Annotated in this window: 23 protein-coding genes and 1 other RNA gene; 5 read left to right on the forward strand and 19 right to left on the reverse strand. The window is 44.1% G+C overall.

Annotated elements, in window-relative coordinates; all coding sequences use genetic code 11:
- Positions 1 to 117: 117 nt before the first annotated feature.
- On the forward strand, positions 118 to 1,245 hold the full coding sequence (locus ACFWMP_RS19855; RefSeq protein ID WP_379424546.1) for a coiled-coil domain-containing protein: 1,128 nt from the start codon (positions 118 to 120) through the stop codon (positions 1,243 to 1,245).
- Here ACFWMP_RS19855 and ACFWMP_RS19860 read toward each other — a convergent pair.
- Together ACFWMP_RS19860 and ACFWMP_RS19865 are read right to left on the reverse strand one after the other, a co-directional pair.
- On the reverse strand, positions 1,237 to 2,481 hold the full coding sequence (locus tag ACFWMP_RS19860) for an extracellular solute-binding protein (protein ID WP_379424547.1): 1,245 nt from the start codon (positions 2,479 to 2,481) through the stop codon (positions 1,237 to 1,239). The two genes, ACFWMP_RS19855 and ACFWMP_RS19860, sit on opposite strands and share 9 nt — an antisense overlap.
- A 366-nt stretch (positions 2,482 to 2,847) precedes the next feature.
- Positions 2,848 to 4,179, reverse strand: coding sequence for a PhoH family protein (locus ACFWMP_RS19865; RefSeq protein WP_042190890.1), 1,332 nt, complete (start codon positions 4,177 to 4,179; stop codon positions 2,848 to 2,850).
- Positions 4,180 to 4,284: 105 nt separating this feature from the next.
- On the opposite strand from ACFWMP_RS19865, the gene ACFWMP_RS19870 reads away from it, so the two are divergent.
- Positions 4,285 to 4,860 carry a YhcN/YlaJ family sporulation lipoprotein gene (locus tag ACFWMP_RS19870; protein ID WP_042190892.1) on the forward strand — a complete coding sequence of 192 codons (576 nt, stop codon included), beginning with the start codon at positions 4,285 to 4,287 and terminating at the stop codon, positions 4,858 to 4,860.
- A 29-nt stretch (positions 4,861 to 4,889) separates the two neighbouring features.
- Here ACFWMP_RS19870 and ACFWMP_RS19875 read toward each other — a convergent pair whose 3' ends face one another.
- From ACFWMP_RS19875 to ACFWMP_RS19900, 6 genes are all read right to left on the reverse strand, one after another.
- A complete protein-coding gene (locus ACFWMP_RS19875; protein WP_042190894.1) occupies positions 4,890 to 5,342 on the reverse strand; it encodes a pyridoxamine 5'-phosphate oxidase family protein in 453 nt (150 codons plus the stop codon).
- 101 nt (positions 5,343 to 5,443) lie between these two features.
- Positions 5,444 to 6,541, reverse strand: a complete 1,098-nt coding sequence (locus ACFWMP_RS19880; RefSeq protein WP_042190896.1) for an LCP family protein — start codon at positions 6,539 to 6,541, stop codon at positions 5,444 to 5,446.
- An 83-nt stretch (positions 6,542 to 6,624) separates the two neighbouring features.
- Positions 6,625 to 6,921 carry a YlaH-like family protein gene (locus ACFWMP_RS19885; protein ID WP_042190898.1) on the reverse strand — a complete coding sequence of 99 codons (297 nt, stop codon included), beginning with the start codon at positions 6,919 to 6,921 and terminating at the stop codon, positions 6,625 to 6,627.
- Positions 6,922 to 7,046: 125 nt separating this feature from the next.
- Complete coding sequence (gene typA / locus ACFWMP_RS19890; protein ID WP_042190900.1) at positions 7,047 to 8,888, reverse strand: translational GTPase TypA; 1,842 nt, start codon at positions 8,886 to 8,888, stop codon at positions 7,047 to 7,049.
- 206 nt (positions 8,889 to 9,094) lie between these two features.
- Positions 9,095 to 9,604, reverse strand: coding sequence for a hypothetical protein (locus ACFWMP_RS19895; protein WP_042190902.1), 510 nt, complete (start codon positions 9,602 to 9,604; stop codon positions 9,095 to 9,097).
- Positions 9,605 to 9,872: 268 nt separating this feature from the next.
- A complete protein-coding gene (locus ACFWMP_RS19900; protein WP_042190904.1) occupies positions 9,873 to 10,532 on the reverse strand; it encodes a TerC family protein in 660 nt (219 codons plus the stop codon).
- A 173-nt stretch (positions 10,533 to 10,705) separates the two neighbouring features.
- On the opposite strand from ACFWMP_RS19900, the gene ACFWMP_RS19905 reads away from it, so the two are divergent.
- On the forward strand, positions 10,706 to 11,398 hold the full coding sequence (locus ACFWMP_RS19905; RefSeq protein WP_042190906.1) for a TerC family protein: 693 nt from the start codon (positions 10,706 to 10,708) through the stop codon (positions 11,396 to 11,398).
- Between the two features lie 37 nt (positions 11,399 to 11,435).
- On the opposite strand, the gene thiI is transcribed toward ACFWMP_RS19905, so the two are convergent.
- The 6 genes from thiI to ACFWMP_RS19935 form a co-directional block, all read right to left on the reverse strand.
- A complete protein-coding gene (gene thiI, locus ACFWMP_RS19910; protein ID WP_231573334.1) occupies positions 11,436 to 12,722 on the reverse strand; it encodes a tRNA uracil 4-sulfurtransferase ThiI in 1,287 nt (428 codons plus the stop codon).
- A gap of 3 nt (positions 12,723 to 12,725) precedes the next feature.
- Entirely contained in the window at positions 12,726 to 13,877 is a 1,152-nt protein-coding gene (locus tag ACFWMP_RS19915) for a cysteine desulfurase family protein (RefSeq protein WP_042190908.1), read from the reverse strand.
- Positions 13,878 to 14,004: 127 nt separating this feature from the next.
- Entirely contained in the window at positions 14,005 to 14,712 is a 708-nt protein-coding gene (locus tag ACFWMP_RS19920) for a lytic transglycosylase domain-containing protein (RefSeq protein ID WP_042190910.1), read from the reverse strand.
- Positions 14,713 to 14,894: 182 nt separating this feature from the next.
- On the reverse strand, positions 14,895 to 15,308 hold the full coding sequence (locus ACFWMP_RS19925; protein WP_231573335.1) for a DUF5353 domain-containing protein: 414 nt from the start codon (positions 15,306 to 15,308) through the stop codon (positions 14,895 to 14,897).
- A gap of 12 nt (positions 15,309 to 15,320) precedes the next feature.
- Positions 15,321 to 15,542, reverse strand: a complete 222-nt coding sequence (locus ACFWMP_RS19930) for a DUF1540 domain-containing protein (RefSeq protein WP_042190912.1) — start codon at positions 15,540 to 15,542, stop codon at positions 15,321 to 15,323.
- Positions 15,543 to 15,776: 234 nt separating this feature from the next.
- The gene (locus ACFWMP_RS19935) at positions 15,777 to 16,274 is read right to left on the reverse strand and encodes a YpuI family protein (protein ID WP_042190914.1); all 498 of its coding nucleotides are present in this window, start codon (positions 16,272 to 16,274) and stop codon (positions 15,777 to 15,779) included.
- 309 nt (positions 16,275 to 16,583) lie between these two features.
- Here ACFWMP_RS19935 and ACFWMP_RS19940 point away from each other — a divergent pair, with 309 nt between their 5' ends.
- A complete protein-coding gene (locus ACFWMP_RS19940) occupies positions 16,584 to 18,524 on the forward strand; it encodes a S8 family peptidase (protein WP_379424548.1) in 1,941 nt (646 codons plus the stop codon).
- A 5-nt stretch (positions 18,525 to 18,529) separates the two neighbouring features.
- On the opposite strand, the gene pdxR is transcribed toward ACFWMP_RS19940, so the two are convergent.
- The gene (gene pdxR / locus ACFWMP_RS19945) at positions 18,530 to 19,969 is read right to left on the reverse strand and encodes a MocR-like pyridoxine biosynthesis transcription factor PdxR (protein WP_339243155.1); all 1,440 of its coding nucleotides are present in this window, start codon (positions 19,967 to 19,969) and stop codon (positions 18,530 to 18,532) included.
- A gap of 93 nt (positions 19,970 to 20,062) precedes the next feature.
- Here pdxR and ACFWMP_RS19950 point away from each other — a divergent pair, with 93 nt between their 5' ends.
- Positions 20,063 to 21,283 carry an aminotransferase-like domain-containing protein gene (locus tag ACFWMP_RS19950; protein WP_042190920.1) on the forward strand — a complete coding sequence of 407 codons (1,221 nt, stop codon included), beginning with the start codon at positions 20,063 to 20,065 and terminating at the stop codon, positions 21,281 to 21,283.
- Positions 21,284 to 21,812: 529 nt separating this feature from the next.
- On the opposite strand, the gene rnpB is transcribed toward ACFWMP_RS19950, so the two are convergent.
- The 4 genes from rnpB to ACFWMP_RS19970 form a co-directional block, all read right to left on the reverse strand.
- Positions 21,813 to 22,228: RNase P RNA component class A (rnpB, locus tag ACFWMP_RS19955), an RNA gene on the reverse strand.
- Between the two features lie 64 nt (positions 22,229 to 22,292).
- A complete protein-coding gene (locus ACFWMP_RS19960) occupies positions 22,293 to 23,408 on the reverse strand; it encodes a Nif3-like dinuclear metal center hexameric protein (RefSeq protein WP_042190922.1) in 1,116 nt (371 codons plus the stop codon).
- Complete coding sequence (locus tag ACFWMP_RS19965) at positions 23,384 to 24,184, reverse strand: tRNA (adenine(22)-N(1))-methyltransferase (RefSeq protein WP_379424549.1); 801 nt, start codon at positions 24,182 to 24,184, stop codon at positions 23,384 to 23,386. Before ACFWMP_RS19965 ends, ACFWMP_RS19960 begins: the two co-directional genes overlap by 25 nt.
- Complete coding sequence (locus ACFWMP_RS19970) at positions 24,160 to 24,984, reverse strand: hypothetical protein (RefSeq protein WP_339243162.1); 825 nt, start codon at positions 24,982 to 24,984, stop codon at positions 24,160 to 24,162. The genes ACFWMP_RS19965 and ACFWMP_RS19970 overlap by 25 nt, the downstream gene beginning before the upstream one ends.
- Positions 24,985 to 25,014 lie beyond the last annotated feature (30 nt).

The following is a 25,014-nucleotide window of genomic DNA, read 5'->3' on the forward strand; positions in this document are numbered from 1 at the left end:
GAACCGGTTTTGCCGTCTTTTACAGACAGTTTCCGTTTCTACGAGAAATAGAAGGATGATTTATGGAGTGAAACAGATAATTTCTTATCTTAAATTCAAAAAAAAGGTGGTGGTGTGGTGCGCTCCCGCAATGCCCAAAGCCGCATGATGGCAACCATACTAATTCTCTTCTGCTGTACATTATTTCCGTTACAATCTACGATGTACCTGTCTGCCGATCCTAGCGGTTCTTTTTTCAATTCCTCTATACCAGATAATGAAGAAACCCGTAAACTTCTGGAGCAGACCTTATCTTCCGCAGAAATCGAACGGGAGATCATCAAGATTACAGCTGAACAAAAAGCGCTTGAAGAAAAGGTAGATTACCTAGAAGAGCAAGCTATCCAGAAAAAATCTGCCATCGCAAACCAACGAGAGCGTGCAGGCGCGGTCCTTCGTTCTTATTATATGGGGGATAGAGACGGTCTCTTGGCCGCATTTCTATCCGCGAAGAGCATTAGCAGATTCCTGGCACTATTCGATTATTATGAAATTATTATCGGAAATGACCGCAACATTCTCACACAATACGAGGACCAATATAAGGATCTAAAGAAGACCCTCCAGACTGCACAGCGCAGCTCGAAGGATCTTGCACAGCTGCGAACCGCTCTGGAGGAACAGAAAATTCGGGTAGCCGCGCTCAATAAAGAAATTGAAGGCGGGATTAAAGACAGTAGTGATCCTGATAATATGAGTGCTCTACTTCAAGAATTCACATTATATTGGGAGAATATTGGTTTGCGCGAGGTAAAGACCTACTTCAAAGCATTGTCTTCCGCAATGAATAAATTACCGCAGTTTGTCCAGAATCGAGAGGGAGTTCTTACTCGTAAGGGGATGACTTATGTTCTGAATCTGAAGGAAGAGGATTTAAACGAATTCCTTCAGTCCCAGAATAAGCTATTTAACGATTTCGCATTTCATTTTAATGACGGAACGATTACTGCCACAGGAAAAAGTGGTGCTTTAGCCCTTTCATTAACCGGTCACTACATCATACAGGAAGAACCCATCAACGGACTTATATTCCAAGTAGATCATGTTGTATTTAATGGTCTCGAATTACCTGACACCACTAGAAGAACACTTGAGGAGGAATTTGATTTAGGCTTTTACCCTGGAAAAATCGTTTCTTTCCTCCGCGCCACAGAAGTAGATAGTAAAGAAGGCGTCCTCCAAGTTAAACTTTCTATCTCATTCTAAGCCTTCCTTGATGAAATCTTTGTACCCGGCCGCATCCATTTTTCCTGTAAGCAGTAAGGATACTGCTTCAACAATCTTACTCCAGCCGCCTTGGAATTCGACCTCCGGGGCGGTTTCTTCTGTCAGTAATAATTCGACTCCAAAAGGAAGCCTATATTTGAAATCATGCTCTGAACGATAAAGGACATCCAGCGCAGGCAAGCTTCCCGTGTTCTCCAGCCAATCCATTTGAGAATCCTCAGAAGTGATAAACGTCAGCCAATTCACGGCTTCCTTTGGATTTGGGGATTGAGCTGGAAGTGCAAAGGAACGGCTGTAATAAGATTCAAGTCCTCTCCCGTTACTTGCGGTCAGTGGTGCTTCAGCAACTAAAGATGAATTCCCGTGTTTTTTCCACTCAGATAGCGGTAGAGCAGCAACAGCGACGCTTCCGCTCTGAATCATATCCCAAACATCTTTGTTATATCGACTGGTAAGGTAAAAATAACTGCGAGCATTCTGAGTCCAATTTATCACTTCTTGATTATCCGATAGCAAGCTGCTGTTCATACTCTCCATAACAGCGGATAATCCATATGGATTACGTGTATCCATTGCGAGCAAATATTTTCCTTGCTCTTTAAGCACATTCTGAAGCAACGTGTTCCACTGTTCCAGACTTCTTGGTAAGGTAGTGAATCCCAGTTCCGCAAGACGCTGTGGTGAATAAACAAGTACATAAGGGTCAATATCCAGCGGCACTCCCCAATTATATCCGTTCCATTGCATCCATGGGATTAACTGAGTTAACGGTGCAGTTCCCGGAATGCTCTGATACACATCCACCGGCAATAAATATCCACGTGTTGCCCAGTCGAGAATACTTCGTCCATCCGCCATAACGATATCCGGGCTATCCCCGATGGTTAGATCATGCTTCAAAACTTCGTCTGCATCCTCGCTATCAATATTTCTTAATATTACCTTTACTCCACTTTCTAAAGTATAACGATTGCTTAAAAGCTCCAGTTCATTGAATTCCTCACTATTTAACGATACTGTTATGCGCAGGCTATCTATAGTTCCCTCTTCCCCTGAAGAGGGGTTTGTCGACTGACTTTGTGGTTTTTTCATAGGATGTGGGTCGTTATTGGTACTCAATTCCATACTGGGTGACAAGCTTGTCAGCGATAGTAGTAAAATTGCAAAAAGCAGCCAATAATTTTTGCGTTTCAGCACAATTCCCCACCTTCCCATGATTCGTCACCCCTATTTTACCAAACCAGCCGCTGCTTGTCTTTAGAATGTGAAAACGTTCTCTTTCTATTATATAGGGGAAACGACGAAGACAATTAAAAGACTGGGTGATCTTAGCGCTAAGGGCGCTCCGTGTGCGGATTATTCTTCCGATCGCTGTTGTCTCCAGATTTATGGATTATATTCCTAAACGGTATAAATCCGGAGACAAAGGCGAGCGCTAACGCTTCTACAGAACAATTCCTCCCCCTCCGCTGACCGCGCTCAATCTAAAGCACCACAACCGTTAATTCCCTCCGCCGTTTTTCGGCGGGCAGGAAAAAGCCGGGAGTTTATGCTTCTCCCGGCTGAAAAGAGGATTGAAGGTTAGAGAAGATCCGCTGCCAATTGGGCTAGGCGGGAACGCTCGCCTTTTTCCAAAGTAATATGTCCGCTAATCCCTTGCTGCTTAAACTTCTCAACAATATAACTAAGTCCGTTACTCGCAGCATCCAGATACGGATGATCGATTTGCTCCGGATCCCCCATAAGAATCACTTTGCTTCCTTCACCCGCTCTGGAGACGATTGTCTTCACCTCATGACGGGAAAGGTTCTGAGCTTCATCAATAATAATGAACTGCGCAGGGATTGAACGGCCACGAATATAAGTTAAGGCTTCTACCTGTATGCTGCCTAAGCCCATTAAGATTTTATCGATATCGCCAGCTTTTTTGGTGTCGAACAGAAACTCCAGATTATCATAAATAGGCTGCATCCAGGGTCTGAGCTTCTCATCCTTCTCTCCGGGTAAATAACCAATGTCTTTACCCATAGGAACTACTGGACGAGCAATAAGCAGTTTTTTGTATTTATGCTCATCCTCAACTTTGAATAGTCCGGCAGCAAGCGCTAATAATGTCTTCCCTGTACCAGCCTTACCCGTAATGGTTACAAGCGGGATTTCATCATTGAGAAGCAGCTCCAATGCCATTCGTTGCTGAGCATTTCGGGCGCTGATCCCCCAAACTGAATCATTGCCCAGATAAAGCGGCTCCAGACGGGTCGCATCACTATTCACTTTGAGAAGAGCTGATTTGCCCGTGCCTATCTCATCCTTGAGGATCACAAATTCATGAGGGTACAAGGGATACGACAACCCGAGCTGTTTAACCGTTAAAGAGCGGTGACTGTAATATTCATCAATCAATGCCGGATGTACCTGCAGAGATTGGTAACCAGTGTAAAGTTCATTTAAATCTCCAGTACGATCTGACAAGTAATCCTCTGGCGTAATTCCTAGCACATCCGCTTTAATGCGAACCAGCACATCCTTACTCACAAGCACTACGGGACGCGGATCAGGCTTCTCTTTCTCTTCGATTAAATAGTTGAGAGCTACAGCCAAAATCCGATTGTCGTTAGATACCTCACCAAACATTTCCTGTACCTTCACAAAACTGCGATGGTTAAGTTCTACCTTCAGCTTGCCTCCATGCTCCAGCTCCACACCACTATGCAAATGACCTAGCTCACGAAGTCCATCGAGCAATCGGGAAACCGTGCGGGCATTTCGACCGATTTCGTCAGCGTTGCGCTTTTTGGAGTCGATTTCTTCCAGCACAACCGCCGGAATAACCACCTCATGCTCCTTGAAAGAGAAAATCGAATTGGGGTCGTGCAAAAGCACGTTGGTATCTAGCACAAATATCTTGTTCATATTATCCCCTCCACAGCGCCTGGTTTGATTGATCATACATAACTCTTTCCGCCAAGGGAAAAGATAAGGTACAGAAACGATCTTGGCTGAAAGGAGTAATCACATATGAGAAAATCAATGTGTCTGTTGCTGGTACTGCTGCTATTGACAAGCTGCGGTATCGCTAATAAAAAGACATCACCCTCTCCTCAGAATAAACAATCTGCGAATGCTGTAAAGGGTACGGGAAACCATGAGGTTCGGCAATTGGCCAACGATGGTGCAACTAATCCTAAGGCCACCTCAAAAGCTGGTCACACCGTCAGTGTTAAGGGCGAAAGTGAAATTGCACTTAAGGACCATTTTGAACAGTTGGCCAAAAGAGTTCCTGGTGTGAATGGTGCACACTGTGTAGTCATGAACAAGGTAGCCATTGTAGGTCTTGACGTAGAAGGTTCTCTAGACCGATCACGTGTTGGAAGCATTAAATATTCTGTAGCGGAAGCTATCCGCAAAGACCCTAGAAGCGTACGTGCACTTGTCACTGCCGATATGGATCTCTCCAGCCGCTTAGCGGACATGAGCCGTCACATCTCTCAAGGACATCCAATTTCCGGATTCTCATCCGAACTGGCTGATATCATCGGTCGAATCATGCCGCAGCTGCCAGAGGATACTAAGCCGATTAAAAATGCACAGTAGAGGACAAAAAAAGCCCAGTGATATTCTCACTAGGCTTTTTTCATGGCAGCAAATACTTGTCCGTCCAGCTTCTCAGCGGCACGTCCATCATAAACCTTTGCATATCTTGGGGCGGATTCAAGCTGCGCTCCATAAAAAAGCGCGTTACGCACCGCCATAATTTCAACATCAAAGCAGCACATCTTGAAAGGTACATCCTGAAGTGGATCCTGCTTTACAACGGCATTGCCGTTAATAGCATAGACAGTGCCCTCACCGAACACAGTGACGGTTACTAACGGGTTGACCTTCATGTTGTTCACGAGTCTGGAACGATGATCTACAGCCAGACGCACAGTACTAGGACTAACTGCATAAATCCACGAAATGGCCGTGGACGTTGGACCTCCTGATTCCGCATCAACTGTGTTGAGAAGAACAAAAGTTTCCGATTGCAGCATCGATAACAAGGTTTCGTTCAGCTGAGCAACGGCTTCGGACATAAGTACTGGCCCCCTATGCGGCGTAAATTCATTCAATTTATTATATTATAGCACAGGCTGAAACTTGCATTCAATTTTAGGGCGAAGTGTTATTAAGGATTTTAAGGCGCCTCAGTGGATTCTGAAGTGGAATTAGCAGAAACTCCTGCTAATCGATCCTGCAAGCTTTTCTTGGCAGCCTCAAGCTCCTCATCATTAATATATACATACGGACTTCGCCACGTTCCAGTCACGGGCTTGAATTCGATATCATCTTTGGAAATCTTCCAATAAGTCGCAATCATATCTTTAATCTGCGAATTTTCGATATCAGTCTTCATATTACTATCCACTGCGTCAAGTACCTTGCCTATTTTTAATACTCCACCAAGCGATTGCATCTGATCCACCAGTGAATGAAGGACCTCATTCTGACGTTTGTTCCGATCAAAATCGTCTGAACCCTTAGTCTTAGGCTTGCAATTAGATTTACGGTATCGCACATAATCTAGCGCTTTATCTCCATCAAGCTCCGCCGGACCTTTTTTCAAATTGATATTCGTACCGTCAACGCTGTCTGTATAACACATATTATCACTAATGTTGACTTTGACTCCACCAAGCTCGTCCACCACATCGCGGAAGCCTTGAAAATCCAGAATCGTTGTATAATCTACGTCAATATCTAGATATTTCCCCATCATTGTCTTCATCTCATCTTCTGCCAAAATACCAGAAGAATCTTCTTTCCCCTTAAAGCGAGCATAGAATTCGTTAATCTTCGTTTGCTTGTATCCATTGAGCTCAACTAAGGTATCGCGTGGAAGAGAGACAATGGTTGCTGATTTTGTCTTAGGATTAAGCGCTGCAACCATAATAACATCTGTCAATCTAGATTGATGTTTTGGTCTATTATCCGTACCCAGGATAAGCATCGTCAGTGGTTTTTCTGTAGCCGAATGTCCTGGGGCAACCGTTCCTTTACTACCTGCATTAAAGACCCCATTTTCAAGCTTCCAATACAGATAGCCCCCGTAGCCCAATACGCCAAGAATCGCAATAATGAGTAAGGTTAACAGGATTCTAACTAATCTGCCAAAAAAGCCTCTCTTTTGCGGTTTCTTCTTTTTTTTCTTAGGAGCACCCTTCACAGGCTGTTTTCTATTATTCGGTTGTTGACCACTTGCTCGTGGAGGTAAACTGCTGTTTCGTGTACTCATAGTAGAATAAAGTCCTCTTCATTTCATTTGGAATTAAAATTGCTACACTTAAATAGACGTTGCATAAGCAGTAAAAGTTTCGATTACTGTCTTTTTGCTGCAGCTGCAGCCTTTCTCTTCTGTCGAGCTTCTACGATATAACGTATCCGTACCATCAGCATTAATCCGACGGCGACCAGCAGACACTGAATGATCGGTAGCTTATCATGTTGAAAAATGAGGAGCATGCCGGAGCCGATTGCCATCATTATGTACAGCATAATCTCTTTGCCAATCGATAACTTTTGATTCACACGAAATACCTGATTATACACAAATGTAAGCAATATAAAAATAACAATATAAGCGACGATTGGATGCTCAGCAAACCAGACTTGCATAGATACCGCACTCCTCCCAAATTTAAGATACGTTTACATTATATCATCAGTAAGGGAAGTTTTTGTTATAAAAAAAACCGCCGAAAGTTAAACCTCCGACGGCTCTTTACTATAATAAGCTGATCTTACGCGTTTGCTTGTGCCATTTTACGTTGCTTCTCTACACGTTCGCGTTCGCCTTTGTTCAGAATCTTTTTGCGCAAGCGAATGGATTTAGGTGTGATTTCACAATATTCATCATCATTCAAATATTCAAGTGCGCCTTCCAAAGAGAAGGTACGTGGTGTCTTCATTTTTACAGTATCGTCCTTACCTGAGGTACGCATGTTGGTAAGTGCTTTTTCTCTACAGATGTTAACGATAATATCGTTATCACGGGTATGCTCGCCTACGATCATACCTTCATAAATTTCTGTACCTGCATCCAAGAAGAGAATACCACGATCCTCAACGCCCACTATTCCATATTGTGTTGTTGATCCAGTCTCACTGGCTACAAGCACACCTTGATGACGTCCGCCAACTTGACCAGCAACCAGTGGAGCGTAGCTGTCAAAAGCATGGTTCATAACGCCGTAACCACGTGTCAAAGTCAAGAAGTAAGTGTTGTAACCAATCAAACCACGTGCAGGAATCAGGAACTCCAGACGTACTTGACCCGTACCGTTGTTAATCATGTTGACCATTTCGGCTTTGCGAGTGCCCAGACTTTCCATAACAGAGCCCATGCTTTCTTCAGGAATGTCAATCATAAGACGCTCAAGTGGCTCCGATTTAACACCATCGATTTCTTTAATGATTACTTGTGGTTTAGAAACTTGCATTTCATAACCTTCACGACGCATATTCTCGATCAGAATACCAAGGTGAAGCTCACCGCGTCCAGAAACGATAAATGCATCAGGACTATCCGTTTCATCCACACGCAAACTCACATCTGTCTCAAGTTCTTTAAAGAGACGCTCACGCAGTTTACGAGAAGTTACCCATTTACCTTCTTTACCAGCAAAAGGACTGTTATTCACAAGGAAAGTCATTTGCATCGTAGGCTCGTCGATCTTAAGAACAGGCAGTGCTTCTGGATTCGCTGGATCAGCAATGGTCTCACCAATGTTAATGTCCTTGATCCCTGCGATAGCAACGATATCCCCTGCGCCCGCTTCTTCTGTTTCAATACGTTTTAAACCTTGGAACCCGAACAATTTCTCAATACGTGCGGTTTTACTCTTACCGTCACGCATAATTACAGTTACAGATTGACCTTGTTTGATCACACCGCGGTTTACACGGCCAATAGCAATACGACCCAAGTATTCGTTATAATCCATCAACGTTACGAGGAATTGAAGCGGGTCTTCTACACTTTCAGTTGGAGCTGGGATATGCTCAACGATTGTTTCGTAAAGTGAAAGCATTGTCTCATCTTGCTTCTCAGGAACCATGCTTGATGTACCATTAAGAGCAGATGCATAGACAACCGGGAATTCCAATTGTTCGTCATTTGCTTCAAGTTCGATGAACAAATCGAGCACTTCATCAATAACTTCCTTAGGACGAGCAGCTGGACGGTCAATCTTGTTCACGACAACGATCGGTGTAAGTTTTTGTTCCAATGCTTTACGCAGAACGAATTTCGTTTGCGGCATGCAGCCTTCATAAGCATCAACAACCAGCAATACACCGTCAACCATTTTCATAATCCGTTCTACTTCGCCACCGAAGTCAGCGTGTCCAGGTGTATCCACAATATTGATCAAAAACTCTTTATAAGTAATTGCTGTATTTTTAGCTAGGATTGTAATTCCGCGTTCCCGCTCGATATCGTTAGAGTCCATAGCGCGTTCTTGTACGTGTTCGTGTGCGCTGAAGATCCCCGATTGCTGAAGAAGCTGATCGACGAGTGTTGTTTTGCCATGGTCAACGTGGGCAATGATCGCAATGTTGCGAATATCTTTTCTTGAATGCATGATTTGTATCCAAATCCTCTCATTTATCAAATTAAAACTGTTAAAATTCTTAGCATGTCACGGCAGTCTCACAAAAGAAGCGCCAGGCAGAAAGCCGACGCTTCAACATAACATTAATATTATAGTGAAAGCACTATGAAAAGCAAGTCTTTTTATGAAAAAAACAGTTGGCAAATTCCGTTTTTTTTCACAAGATCCAACATTAATTAACTTCGATACCATCTATTTCGGCCACGAGTTCTACCCCGACCTGTAATCAGCCAAATTCCTGCCACGATGAATACAATACCAATTAGATAGATCACACCCGTACCCATAAGACTGAAAATACAAAGCGCTATGCTTAGAACGCCTAATATTACAGCAATTGCAGATAGTCCCCCTGACCGTCTTGGAGAATTTATGGAATATTCATACAGACCTACGGCAATGCCGAGCAGAAGCACAGGCCATAAATATTTCATAAGCCCCCATCCCCATATATTGCAAAGACCAAACAATAAACCATATACCGTTAATATTCCCGCGGGAATCAATACTGTTGCCGAAGCGCGGCGGCTAAAAAATAACATATGTAGAACCAATCCTGGAAGTAAAATCACTAGCGGCCAAAGGGCTCGTCCCAAAAATCCGAAGACCCCCAGCTTACCGAATAAAATCAAGACGCCCGCAGCTACAATGAATATACCTAGTCTCATGTCATTCTTGGAAGACATCCTTCACCCATCCCTTCAAATTCACGTCTACCTCATTACCTTGCCGTCTCATACCCAGAAAACGACAGGATTCTTATTCATATATTATCTGAAACATACACAAAATGCCATCACTGACCATGCAAAATATCCCCACAAAGTGGCGCTTTGCTTCGATGCGTACTCAGGTACTTTGCGGGGCCCCAAATATATACTTTCTGATACGCAAAAAAAGGACGATTCCAATTTATGGAGATGTCCTTGTAGTATTGCCTTTTATTGCAATTTATTAACCTACTGATGTTGTTCTTCGTTTAATTGCTCCAGTAACAACTACTAATATTCCTAAAGCGATCGGCAGTATGGAATGCGTGGATGGGAGCAAAAAGGAGAGCATTGTCCCTAATTTTGCATCCTGAAGCATCATATCACCTGCTGTAAAGGCTAAAATATAAGCGCCTATAAATACGAGTATCGGAAATCTATGCAGCCACCCCACAATGAGACCACTTCCCCATACTACAATCGGAATGCTGAGCGCAATCCCGATGACAATTAAAGCCAAATCCCCTTTGGCTAGACCGGCAATTGCCAGGACATTATCAAGACTCATAATAAAATCAGCCACGAGAATCGTTCGGATGGATTTCCATACGGAGGATGTTTCCGCGACTCTAAGGTCCTCCTCTTCTTCCAGCAGCAGCTTGAACGCAATCCATAGCAGCAGAATTCCTCCTCCAGCCTGGATATAAGGGATTTTCAACAGTAATACTGCGACAAAAGTAAGCAAGCAGCGCAGAATAACAGCTCCCGCAGCTCCCCACCATACCGCAATCTTCCGGTGCTTCTCCGGAAGGTCCTTACTGGCCATCGCGATGACCATAGCATTATCTCCACTCAGCACAAGATTGATCATCAATATTTCACCAAGGAGCAATAATGATTCCATTCGCTTTTACCTCCCCGAATCACATGTAACTACATGTATGTTCGGAAGTGACAAGCTATGCTTCCTGTCCAACTTTTTTTTGAGGATGAAAGCATGTATGCCCCTTTTTTTGCGTATACAAAACTAAGCATATCTTCGTGCTCATCTTAACTAACTTTAGGGGTGACTATGCCTTGAATACATCCATATGGGAGTTTGTATTATCACTGCTCAATATTATTTTTCTAGATCTCATTCTGGCGGGAGACAATGCCATAGTCATCGGACTTGCAGCGCGTAATTTGCCGAACAGCACTCAAAAAAAAGCAATTGTGCTTGGAACAGCAGGTGCCGTCGTATTACGGATTTTCGCAACGGTTCTGGTTGTATGGTTATTAAAAATCCCTTGGTTACTGCTGGCAGGCGGGATTTTACTTATTCTAATTGCCTATAAGCTGTTAACAGATGAGAACAATTCAACGAATATCAAGGCTGGTCAAAGCTTAGGGGCCGCTGTGGGTACAATCATTCTAGCCGATGCTGCGATGGGGCTGGATAATGTCATCGCCATTGCGGGAGTCGCTAAGCACAATATCTCTCTAGTTGTTATAGGACTGTTAATCAGCGTTCCAATTGTGGTCTGGGGAAGCACTCTCTTTATTAAATTAATCAACAAATATCCATGGATTATTTATATTGGCTCAGCAGTCCTAGGGTTTACAGCCTCAAGCATGATTACAGATGAGCAGCAGCTATCCCCATTTTTTGAGCAGCATCCACTATTGAGAGCTCTATTTATATTTGTGATCATTGTTGGCATCTTAATTGGAGGACACTGGAGACGCCAATCAAGCCATAATAATTCAAAAAAGCTGCCTCAACCGTAGATGTTGCTACGAATGAGACAGCCTTTTGTTCATAATATTAGAACCATTCTTCCTGTAATCCAGCTTGAGCACTTACTACATCTTTAGGCTTCTCATCTCCATACGGAGTGATCAGCACAGTCTCCGTGGCTTCAATCGCTGCGTCCAGCAATGCAGAATATCCAGGTAGCGTAGCTTCAATCTTATCTACAATCCGTAAATTCGGATTCGTTGTAGGTGATTTAGGTACAAATAATGTACAGCAATCCTCATAAGGAAGAATTGACAGGTCATAGGTGCCGATATTCTTAGACAGCTCTACAATATCACTTTTGTCCATCATTACCAGCGGACGTAAAAGAGGAAGTTCTGTCGCACGACCGATCACATTCATACTTGGTAACGTCTGGCTAGCAACCTGTCCAAGACTTTCACCGGTTACAATCGCGAGGGCACCCTCACGTTCAGCAAGCTGTGTAGTAATTCTCAGCATAGCTCGTCGCATCAACGTAATAATCAGATTATCCTGACCTATTCCGGTAAAAGATGTCTGCACCTCTGTAAAAGGTACTAAGTGTAGCTTGATGACTCCCGCATATCGTGACAATACCCGTGTAAGATCAACCACCTTTTGCCGGGCAAGCTCACTCGTATAAGGATAACTATAGAAATGTACGCACTCCACTTCGAGTCCACGACGCATGGATGACCAACCGGCTACAGGACTATCAATGCCTCCGGACAGCAATAACATCGCTTTTCCATTCGTACCAAGCGGAAATCCACCAACACCAGCAATATTTTCACAAAATATAAAAGTATGACCTTGACGAATTTCGACTTTCAGCTCCAATTGAGGTGACTTTACATCCACAGTAAGTCCGGAATAGCCTTGCAGCAGTGGTGTCGAGACTAGCTTATTCATCTCCATGGAGCCATATGGGAACTCTTTCCACACCCGGCGTGCATTAACTTTAAATGTAGTTCCCGGTGCAGGAGCGATGATCTCCAAAAAATGACGACTGACAGCCACAATATCCTCGAGATCTGACTTGGCCACCTTTACCGGACTGACAGAAGCGATTCCGAATACATTCTTCAATGCTTCTACCAATGGGGCAGCAGTTTCTCCATTCAGTTCCACGTAAATTCTTCCAAATTCTTTGGTTAGAACCACCTTTGGATATGGCTTAATCATTTCTTTCACATGACGTAGTACCGTTTTCTCAAATCTGGCACGGTTTTTGCCCTTTAATGTAAACTCCCCGAAACGCAAAAGCAGCATATCGGCATAATCAATACTATTGGCACTGCCTTTAGCAGATTCTTGATTCATCACACTCATTAGTTACTTCATACCTCCTTCAGCAATCTTTAAAGCTCGTACCGCAGTAATTAGTGCATTCTCAAGCGCCGCGACATCATCTTCAGTGTGACTATCACCGAAACTGATGCGAATGCCACCTGAAGCTACAGAGATATCTTTCCCCATAGACAATAGAACACGACTAGGTTCTGCCAGCCGGGAGGAGCAAGCTGATCGAGTAGAAACAGCCATCCCTAGTTCCTCCAGCTTACGGGCGAACACTTCCCCTTTCATGCCAGGGTATGAGAAATGCACAATATGAGGGGCTCCATCCTCTCTGCTGTTTATAACAAATTCAGGAACGCTGTGCAAGAAGCGTAACAGCCGATCCCGAAGTGGGAGCAATCGGGCATAGAAGGTTTCGCGCTGCTCAACACCCATCCGCACGGCTTTGGAAGAAGCAACAATTGCAGGTACATTCTCAGTTCCAGCACGTAGTCCCTCTTCATGAGAACCACCTGAAAGTAAAGGGAACAGTTGAATTCCTTCTTTAATATAGAGAAGCCCCGCTCCGCGAGGACCTCGAATTTTGTGAGGAGACAAGCTGTAAAGATCCGCTTTCCATCCTTTGAGGTCAACAGCAAGCTTACCATATCCCTGAACGCCATCCACATGAAATAAGGTTCGTGGATTTACGGATTTAATCAGCCTGCCAATCTCCATCAGCGGCTGTACTGTTCCAATTTCATTATTTACATGCATCACACTTACGAGTACGGTATCACGCCGTACTGCAGCAGCCACTCGCTCTGGATCAATCATTCCAGTGCTGTCAGGCGCTACAAAAGTAATCTCCCAGCCATTTTGCTGCAGCTGCAGACAACTTTCATACACAGAGGGATGCTCTATTTCTGTAGTTATCAGATGACGTCCTCTTGATTGATATTGCAAAGCAGCACCTTTAATGGCTAAATTGTTACTCTCCGTAGCCCCAGATGTAAATAGGATCTCCTTTGGTTGTACAGATAACGCAGCTGCACATACTTCTCGTGAACGCCTGATCAGCTTTGCCGCTTCACTACCGGCACGGTGTAAGGAGGACGGGTTAGCATAATGCAGCTTCATAATTTGTTCCATCGTCTTCACCACGTCTTCATAGGGTGGTGTGGCGGCGGCATAATCCCAGTAAAGCATATATCGATTATCTCCTTTACTTCTTTAAAGTACAGAATCATTCTTTTTTAAATTTCGAAAAAGGATCAAACGGTGATCCCAAATACCAACATGTGGTTTAAGGGAAATACCTGTTTGATCCTTTTTATTATACAGCGTATTCCGCGCGAGCGCGTTCTATTTTAGTGAGATAAGACTGCGTCTCTTTAGGGAGCAGTTTAAGTTTCTCCAATAATTCTTGATCATTGCTTACTCCAAGGTTAATTACCCTTGCAGGCCCTGCATTGTAAGCCGCTAATGCCATCTTTTCCTGTCCGTCAAAGCGTTTCAATTGATAAGACAGATAGCGTACACCACCATCAATATTTTGAGCAGGATTGAATGAATCAGAAACCCCTAAACCACGCGCTGTTCCATCCATTAATTGCATTAATCCTTTAGCACCAGCCGAAGAGACAACGTTTGGATTAAAGGAAGATTCTGTATCAATCACAGCTTTTATCAAATCGACTGGCACCCCGTACTTAGCACTCGCCGTTTGAATCAGATCATCATAGCTTGTTGGTTTAGTATCCGTTATTTCCCCGGAAATTACACTATCGATGCTTTCAGCTGTTCCGATCTGTTGCCATAACAAGCTACTAACTGATGAAGCATCCGGAAGTGACGTCAAGAAGCTTGTATCCCCGCCATTAGACGAGTTAGAAGATAAAGCTTGAAGCATTGCTGCAAATTGAGAGGCTGACGCGCCCGATCTTTTAGTTTCATTTGCTGAGCTACTCTTGTCGGTTGCACTCTTTAAGCTTACCCATTTAAGCTGCCCTAACCCATTGGTTACAGCGGGATTAATCTCCATACCGGCGCACTCCTTTGATCCTGTTGAATCATATCTATTGGTCTAACCTTAGATTTCGATGAATTACGGCTTAATATTACATTTTATCCGAGATTATTGCTATATGCTGGAATGAAAAACAGACTTCAGACCCTGATATTTAGGTCTAAAGCCTGTTATAATTCAAACTTACCAGTTCATTTTTAGCGAGCAAAGGGTATCATCACAAAGTAACTAAGTGTGGATACAATCCCTAACCCCATCGCCCATGCCCCAAGCGTTTTTTGCTCCTTGGCATATGCATAATAACCAATCACAACTGAAATGGGCCCAAGTATGATGGACCAGAGAAACAAGGAGGCAATACCCATAGCTAGCCCAGTATAACCTATCGCTTTGCTTCCACTATATTCCTCTTCATGCTCCTTAGCTTCACTCGCCACGCGTGGTGTTGTATCCCGGATCGGCATCGAAACCGGATTCACCTCTGCGGCATATTCCTCTTGATGTTCTCTGTCCCGGCGTGGATAGTCTACTCTGCGCGGACGCAAAATAACTTTTCTCGGACCGGATTGTTCATTTGATGAACCTGATTCATGTTCCTTTTCTCTGTCCATTAGGGCGGCCTCCTAGGAGTTCGGCTTAAATGTTAAACAGCATGTTGCAGACGATGTTGCGACTTGATCGTGGTGACCTTCATTCGTCATTTCTTCAGCATATTCTTCTTTAAATCCACTGCCAGCGTGCTTGTCGATCTCAATAATAATTTCTTCTGCCCGGCATAAATTATGCTCGCCCCAATAATGACAATTGCTTACACTGCATTTGACTAATGGCTTTACACTCGACATATTTATCACCTCGGCTTCATTATGTCCGCACGATTTACCCCCTATTCGACAGGATGGTTTCCAGTTGATGTAACGATGCCCACGCAAAATATCCCCACAAAGTGGGGGGGGTGCTTCGATACGTACTCAGGTACTTTGTGCGGGCTCCAAATATATAAATTCTAATACGTCAAAAAAGGATCAGCCCTCGTCATTATGACGAAGTGCTGATCCTTTACACGAACTAGTGAACTGTTAAACCTGATTTTGCATACGTTTCTCAGTCAAATAGTCGTTCTCATAATAAGTAAGGTCATCGCGTAGCTCTTCATAGGTCTTGGTAATTTCTAGAATGATATCACGCGCCGGACGAACTGGCTTTTTACGGAAACGGATAGCATCCTGTCCAGTATAAGCATAACGTCCATCTTCAGAATAGCTTTCGTTCTTTGGATAGAAGAAGTTATTCACGCCATAGTGATATACATTATAAAGCGCTTTCTGCGCAAAAGATTCATCGAATGTAGCACGACGCAGCGCAACTCCCAGCTTCTCATAAGACATTTCCGAGAACACTAACAGATGACGGACATCGGACAGAAATCCTTGATAAAATTGTACAGTTTCTTCATCATCTTCTGTTACAAGCTGAGGCAATGCATGCTCGTTCAGAAAAATTTCCATTTTATCAATCACATCTTTAAGTTTGTCTCTCGTCGATTCACATAATTTCTGCACATTGGCTGCTGACATGGCGGTTGCTCCCCCTTATTATTCCCTGCTCTTGTAGTCAATAAAGTTAATCTTATGAAGAAATAGTCTTTAGACATATCTCTTTATTCTTGCAATATCAGGATGCAAACACAGAGAAGTCTAACCTTCTGAAAATTAAAAGAACATCTATGGACGTATCTCCTGCAATATCAGGATGCGAACTCAAGATGCTTATTCTCTCTGATATTATCATAAAAAACGTTAGGAAGGTATCCTTTTCTAAGATGCATAAAACATACGCTCTCTTCTAAACCTATAGGCATTACAATGCGTAGAGGAGCGGAAATCATGTCACGTAAAAATCTAACGGTTGCAGGTTTGGTAACAGCTGCGTTCACAGTTGTATTACTTACCTTTGCGCTACGTCCTGCCACTAATGGGACGACGACCAGAGAAGTCGCTAATGTTGCTGTACCAAATCCTGCTCCAACTTCAGCCCTACATTCAGCACCAAACCCTTCACAGGAAAAATCATTGAAGAAAAGCTCCTTATCTCAAGATGTTGATGCGACGGATCATCTGAATAGAGTGGATGTCAGCAGACATTTGACTAAGCTCCTCTCTGAAACGGATGGAATGACTTCGCTTCATGATAAATCAGTGTATGCAAAACGTTTGCAGCAGAACCACGGATTTATCACTATGCTTATGTGGATTGATTTTCGCAAGCATAAAACGGAAACCTTTAAGTCCTCTTCATTTCCTCAAGGAACCGAACAGGAGAATCAGCAGCTGCAAAAATATCTTAAGACGGCGAAATCAGCGATCCATGGTCATCAATCCTATGAATCTCCAACGTTTACAATCGGTAAAGAGAAATATTACTTTATCGCTCAGCGGAACAAAGAAAAAAATGTAGGCATCATTGCACTTATTAACCAAAAGGTGCTTGGTCGTGTGGCAGACCATCAGCTGAAGAACCTGCGTCTCATACCTTATCCGAAGGAAGGTAAGTACCGTGTAGAATCCGTTCATACCGATAATTTAAAAGATATCACCGTTAAGACCGGTCATGATAACGAAAACGCCAGCCATTTTTATGAGAATGAAATTGTCGTACGTTTCCGCAACAACTCACCTACTCCGGGGCAGCTTCAAACGATAACCGCTGATATCAACGGCAAGAAGCCACGTAAGCTTGGGTATGCCTATATTTTCCGTTCGGAGAAGATGACTTATTATGAGCTCAATGACTATTTCACCAATAAATGGCACCCCGAATATACGGAGCCTCACTATATGTATTTAACCAATGATACGATATCTAAAAACGCAGAGGGAACAGTTACTCCAAATGACATGTTATTCTCCACCTATCAATGGAATCTGCCAGCGATCGAAACGGAGCTGGGCTGGAATCTTTCTAAGGGAAGTAAAGAAGTGATCGTAGCCGTAGTGGATACCGGAGTCCAGATCAATCATCCGGATTTGAAGAGTAAGCTTTTGACAGGGTATAACGCGATCACCAATGGCTCCACTCCAGAAGATGATGTTGGACATGGCACACATGTATCTGGAATTATAGGCGCCCTGGTCAATAATGGAGAGGGAGTAGCTGGAATCAGCTGGTACAACAAGATCCTTCCGGTAAAAGCACTCGATAATTCAGGAGCAGGTACCACTTATTCTGTTGCAGAAGGAATCATTTGGGCAGCGGACAACGGTGCGAAAGTCATAAACTTGAGTTTAGGTAACTATGCGGATTCCCAGTTTCTTCATGACGCGATCAAATATGCCTACGACCGAGATATCGTCCTCGTATCTGCTGCAGGCAATGATAATACAGAACGACCAGGTTTTCCTGCTGCGTATCCCGAAGTGATTGCAGTAGCTGCAACAAATGCTTCAGGGGAAAAAGCTTCCTTCTCCAACTACGGCGATTATATTGATGTCGCAGCACCCGGAGAAAGCATAGCAAGCACTTACCCAGACAGCCAGTATGCCGCGTTATCCGGTACATCGATGGCCAGTCCTCATGTCGCTGCGCTGGCGGGTCTGGTGCGTTCACTAAATCCGAATCTAACGAATACGGAAGTTATGGATCTTATGACCAAAAATGCTGTTGATTTAGGCACTCCCGGGCATGACAAATATTTTGGCTGGGGTCAGGTCGATATCTATAAAACATTGCAAGCCGCTAGCGGCAATCAGGTTCCACTACAGCTATGGCCACAGCATGTACAAAAACAAATGAATCAATTGAAACAAAGATTAAGTAACTCTAAGTAACAACCTTAACCACCCATCTTCAAAAATCTACCAAGTAAACGGAGAAATAATCGTAAGCCTTCCTCCATATCCTTTTCATTCATTTGTGAATAACACAAACGGATATGCCGGGAAGGGGTCTCCGCAGAGTAACAAACATCACCCGGTAAAAAAGAAATGCTCTCCTGTTCGGCCAGCTCATGTAGCCTTCCGATATCAGGTGAAGCCGGCAACTCCAGCCAGAGATTAAGACCACCCTCTGGGAGAATATATTTTACTCCAGGCGGCGCGTAAAGCTTCAGAAGCTTCGCCGCCTTTTCCATGCGACCACGGAGTGTAACTCGTAACTGAGCAGCATAGGTTTCATACTTGCCCGCTATGAATGGCAGTACCGCCCTTTGTGTAAGCAGCGGACTCCCTAAATCACTTGCGGACTTGGCAGCGATAAGTCGTGACAGAATATTCCCACTAGCGGCTACACAGGCAATTCTGCAGCCGGGTGCAATAACTTTACTGAAACTCTTCATATATACTACATGCCCTTCGGAATCCATCGATTTGATCGTAGGCGGCGGAGGCGCATGGAAATATAAATCACTAAATGGATCATCCTCAACAATAAGGCAACGGTAACTGCGGGCTAATTCCAGCAGACGTTGTCTTCTTGCTATGCTCATGGTTACTCCACTTGGATTCTGAAAAGTAGGGATTGTATAAATTAGCTTAGGCGGTCTTTGATCACACATTCTTGTGAGAATATCCACCCGCATCCCTTCACCGTCCGTAGGTACAAAAATCATCTCTGCACCTCGTCCTGCAAAAACATCTATAGCTCCTGTATAACTAGGAGCCTCAAGATACACTGTGTCCCCAGGTCCGACAAACGTACGAGCAACCAGATCAATGCCTTGCTGAGTTCCGCTTGTGATCATTACATCAGAGGAAGTAAGTGCAATTCCACGTGTTTTTAAATGATCTCTCATAATTCCTCGCAGCTCCAGATCACCTTGGAAGTTCCCATAGGTTGCCATAAGCTCCGGCTGCTGCGTAACTAATGATGCGAAGGAGTCCCCAATATTTTTTAGAGGAAGTAACTCACTATGAATTGCAGCTATATGAAAGGGATACTTAACTTCAGAGTAATCAAAATTGCGCCAAAGCTGAGCTCGCGGCAAATAATCATCATATACATCCTGCCAGCGACCATCTTCCTGACATCTGGTGTGTTCAGGGTCGGCTACAAAGCAGCCTTTTCCTTGTCTGCAATAAATAAGTCCCCGCTTCTCAAGCACATCGTATGCCTTGCTTACTGTAACCTGGCTTACTCTCAAAGCTGTAGCCAAACTTCTTACGGAGGGCAGCCGGACACCTTGCTGGAGCAATCCTGATGAGATCCGCTGACTTAGGGTTTCACTGATTTGATGAGGCAGAGATTTACTGCTGGTGCGAATCAAATCGATATGCATGAACCCTTCACCTCCACTGTTATATTCAACGCTTTACTGTTATACAGTACTCCTATTATGATAGCACCAAATTGAAAGGTGGAGAACTCATTTATGGATATCAAATACTCGGCCGCAGCCAATCATCTAGGATCGTCAGCCGTTCGTGAGATTCTAAAGGTTACACAGGGCAATGACATTATTTCACTTGCGGGCGGGCTGCCTGGGGAGGATTTGTTTCCCTTAGAGGCAGTACGAGACGCTTATAACCGTGTACTCTCCAGCGATACCTCAGCGCTTCAATACGGACTAACCGAGGGCTTTACTCCACTACGTGACAAAATCGCTGAAAGACTTACTCGGCAAGGAATCCCTGTAACAGCGTCTGAGATGATTCTGACCACAGGTTCCCAGCAAGCCATAGATCTACTATGTAAAATACTACTTGATCCCGGTGATGCTGTACTTGTTGAAGCCCCCACTTATCTAGCAGCTTTACAGGTACTCGGCTCTTACCGAGCTGATATTCATACGATAAATAATGACGAGCAAGGCATTCTGCCAGATCACCTGGAAGATCAAATACAAAAATTACGGCCCAAACTCCTATATGCAGTTCCGACCTTCAACAATCCTTCAGGAGCAACCTGGAGTAAGGAACGCCGTGAAAAAGTGGTGGAAATTTGCCGCCGCTACAATGTTCTTATCTTGGAGGATAATCCCTACGGTGAAATAACCTTTGAGGAGAATAAAGATCTTTATCCACCCTCACTAGCGTCCATCGACAGAAGTTATGGTGGCGATTATTGTGTCGCTTACACTGGAACTTTTTCCAAAATCGTAGCCCCTGCCCTGCGTACCGGCTGGATTATCGGCAATTCCAATCTAATCAAGACCATCGCCAAAGCAAAGCAAGCAGCTGATCTGCATTCTAGCACCATTGACCAGCGCGCTTTAGATGAACTGCTGCTGCATTTCGATATTGAGCAGCATATCCGTGTCATCTCACGAGAATATTATTCTCGAATGAAGCTCTTATCGGCGGAACTCCGATCACAGAACTGGGAAAGAGCTCATTTTCTGGAGCCACGAGGCGGTATGTTCCTATGGCTAACGCTTTCCCAAGAGATCAACACGAAGGAATTACTTCCTCTTGCAGTAGAGAATGGTGTTGCTTTTGTTCCAGGTGAAGTGTTCTATTCATCACAGCCCCTTAAGAATAAGATGCGTCTGAATTTCACACATACGCCACCTGAGCTTGTACCCGTTGCTGTTCAGCGTCTGGAGAAGGCATTGGTACAATGGCGGGAGAGTCAACCCTCCGTTCAATCGTAATCATGCTAAAAAACCCGGCTTCTTCATCCTTTGTGGGATGAGTAAGCCGGGTTTTTTTATTTCTCAGCCATGCTTAAATTTATTTCTTAGATACTTCTATGCTATCTTTATTGAGCCTAAAATATCCATTTTCAACGAAAGACATGATTCGACTGACACTTACCCCTGTTTGAAGGGATATATTTAATACCATCGTGTCGGGTGAAGTCTCTACGATACGCCTGATTCTCTGATACATCTCATCACAACTATTGCACATCCTCTTATTGTTTCGTTCATATAAATGTCCGCAGAACCCGCAAATCTGATAATTACCCATGCTACACGTTTCCCACTTTCTACATATCTTCTTGCCACGAGCATAAACACCTTCGGCGTCTTTATAAGGATGGTAAGCGTTGCGAGAAATATAAGGATAATGTATAAAGTGAAACTTATACTTTCTTATATTTTAAAAAAGCGACGTGATCCGGTTTCCCGAGATACGCCGCCGCTTGTATGGTTGTTGTTGTTATCATAACGTTGCAGTTAGGAAAGTTTGCCGTAAGCCGGGTTCTGTGCTCGTCGTGGTTCAATCGGGAACTACCCTCCCACCATAAGCGACAATCATCTATCTAGGCCGTACATTACTGCACAGCTCCAGCGACCAACCTAGACGCGCCTCAGGCTAAGGCTGCCTATTCCAATAAAGGAATCTGCTGCGTCTCATTAGGTCTTGCTCCAGATGGGGTTTACCAGGAACGAAGTCACCAGCGTTCCTCGGGGTCTCTTACACCTCGGTTCCATCCTTGCCTGTGCCGCCCTAAGGCGGCCATCGGCGGTCCATTTCTGTGGCACTATCCTTCGACTCGCGCCGACTGGACGTTATCCAGCATCCTGCCTTATGGAGCCCGGACTTTCCTCCCGTGACGTCTTCACGTCACCGGCGATTGTCTGTCAAACTTTCCGAACAACATTATATATTATACAGACATCACATGTCTGGCACAAGCATTATTAAATGGCAATTTTATAGGAACTTAAATGGCTCCGTATTCACCTGCGAAGCATGTACAGCTGTATCGTACTTATGCTCCACCAGTTTCCCAGTCATCCACTCTGCTACTTTCTCTTTCATGATCTTCTCTGCATTATGTCCTGGATCAATCAGAGTGATCCCAGCGAGCACGGCATCCTGTGCTGTATGGTAATCAAGATCTCCCGTAACCAACACATCCGCACCGCGGAAAATAGCACTGTTATAATACTTTCCACCCGAACCGCCGAGAACAGCCGCTTTACGAATTGGACGATCCAAATCACCCACAACACGTACATGGTCAACTTTCAGACCTTTTTTTACCGTCTCAACGAATTGCCCAAGTGTGGTAGGCTCTTTGAGCTTTCCAACCCGCCCAAGCCCTAAACTGCGGCCTTTAAGATCCATCGTGTACAAATCATAGGCAACCTCTTCATAAGGATGAGCCTTGAGCATAGCCTGTACCACTTTATTGCGGATACTGTGTGGCACGATTGTCTCAATACGGATCTCCTCAGCACGCTCCAGCTTCCCTTTTTCCCCGATATAAGGATCTGTGCCTTCTCCCGGAATAAAAGTCCCGTATCCCTCGATATTGAAGCTACAATGACTATAGTTTCCGATTGCCCCTGCTCCTGCATTCAAAATGGCATCCAGTACCTTCTGATGATGATCCTTCGGCACAAACACAACCAGCTTTGACAATTGCTCGGAATGAATGTCTTTAATAGGCACTCCGTTCTCTATACCAAGAGCTTCCGCCATCCAATCGTTCATTCCACCTTCGGTAACATCCAGATTAGTATGACTGATGTATACCGCGATGTCATTTTTAATCAATTTTTCATACATTCGGCCCATTGGAGTGTCTGTTTGAATCCCTTGCAGCGGACGAAAAATAATCGCATGGTGGGCAATGATTAGATTACAGCCGAGACGAATTGCCTCTTCGACGACTTCATCATTAACATCCAGTGCAACCAGCACATTGGTTATTTCTTTCTGTAAGGAACCTAGTTGCAGACCGACTTTGTCCCAATCTTCAGCTAAATGCTTTGGAGCCAGCTGCTCCATATATTGAATTACTGTTTGTCCTTTGGCAAGCATTGCAGCACCTCCGTAATCTCCTTGATCTGTTCTCGAATTAATTTCCGTTTATTCTCCGCAGATTCGAGTTCTGAACGTGACAATGATGTCAGGATGCCTTCCAATTTCTGAATCTCTCCCTGCCACTTGGCAAAAAACACTTCATTCGGTGCTTGGATCAGAAAAGGCCCCATCTGCAGCAAGGTATCCTGACCACGAACCATAGCAGAATTACCTAGCGTTACCTCACGATATACATTGGCATTCGTAATTCCAGCATTAGTATCCTCTGGAACAGCTGTTAATACTTCATATAACTTGCCGTCTTCTTCCAGAATACTTTCAGAGGTAAGAACCCATTCATTATTTAACAGCCAGCGGCGCAAAATATCCTCGCCCACATTCGGTTGAAGTACCAGTGTTGTAACATCCTTTAGCTTGCCTTGACTCTGACCACGGTCTAAAATCGAAGCAATTAAAGCCCCTCCCATGCCAGCGATCGTGATACAATTAACTTCACCAGGTTCCAGTACCTCAAGGCCATCTCCTCGACGCACCGAGATTACCTTCCCTAGTCCGGCCTCTGCAACGCCCTTACAAGCAGCATCAAAGGGACCCGGGTTTACCTCACCTGCTACTGCGAATACAGCCTTACCGCTTTCTACAGCAGCCACAGGAAGCAGAGCATGATCAGAGCCGATGTCTGCCAACCTGCTTCCTTGCGGAATTTGTTCCAGCAATTGCTGAAGTCGATCTGATAATTTCACATTGTTCATATTGCCACCCACGTTATCCATTTTTTTCGAAACAAGAACAGCAGGGCCAAGCCTACCGCAATTTTTAGAATTAGCATAAACGAAATCCACTGTGGATAATCCTGCCTCAATAAAAGAGCATCGAGTTCCGGCATCATCCATAGTGATACTCCCACTGCAAAAAAAACACTGGCAACGCCTTTAACTTTGTGATGTAATAGCCAGCTCAGCCACACCATCATTACACAGAGTGGAAGCCATAAGAGCTCAAGCTCTAGCATCGAAGCCTCAGGGCGTTTTCCACCGAAGAATCCCGCATATAATAAGGCCCAAAAAGCATAACCGCAATACTGCAGCAAGCCTATACGGAGCACAAATCCCAGAATACACCATAACAAGCCGCAAGCCCCAATCAGAATCGGTCTCCAGAGCTGAGGATCAAGATCATGCAAAGCAATCAGCCATAGCCCAAAACCAAGCGATAACACACTGCCCAGCCCCGCCAGGATAAGACTAATAACATGATTTCGGGTCCTGTAAACCGCTGAGTATCCATAACAAATAATTAATACGGATAGTGCTGTTGCAAGTTGCAAAGGCCAGGGAAAAACGCTAAAATAAAGACTAATCAAGAAAATCAAGGAAATAATTCCAAAACCAAACAGCCAAATTTTGATGTTTCCCTGCTGTAGATTCTTCAGCGAAATCGGATTTCTATCCTTTGCCGCAGCTTCATCATCATACAGGTTGGTTAAGAAGTCGCAATATTGCTCTGGTAGCAATCTGTTGTTTCTCCAATATTGAATCTCTTTTATAATAATTTCGCGTTTTTCCAAATTCACTGGCTCATCCTTCTTTCCAGATACACAGGG

The sequence above is a fragment of the Paenibacillus sp. NPDC058367 genome, assembly GCF_042723305.1.
Classification (GTDB): domain Bacteria; phylum Bacillota; class Bacilli; order Paenibacillales; family Paenibacillaceae; genus Paenibacillus_AQ.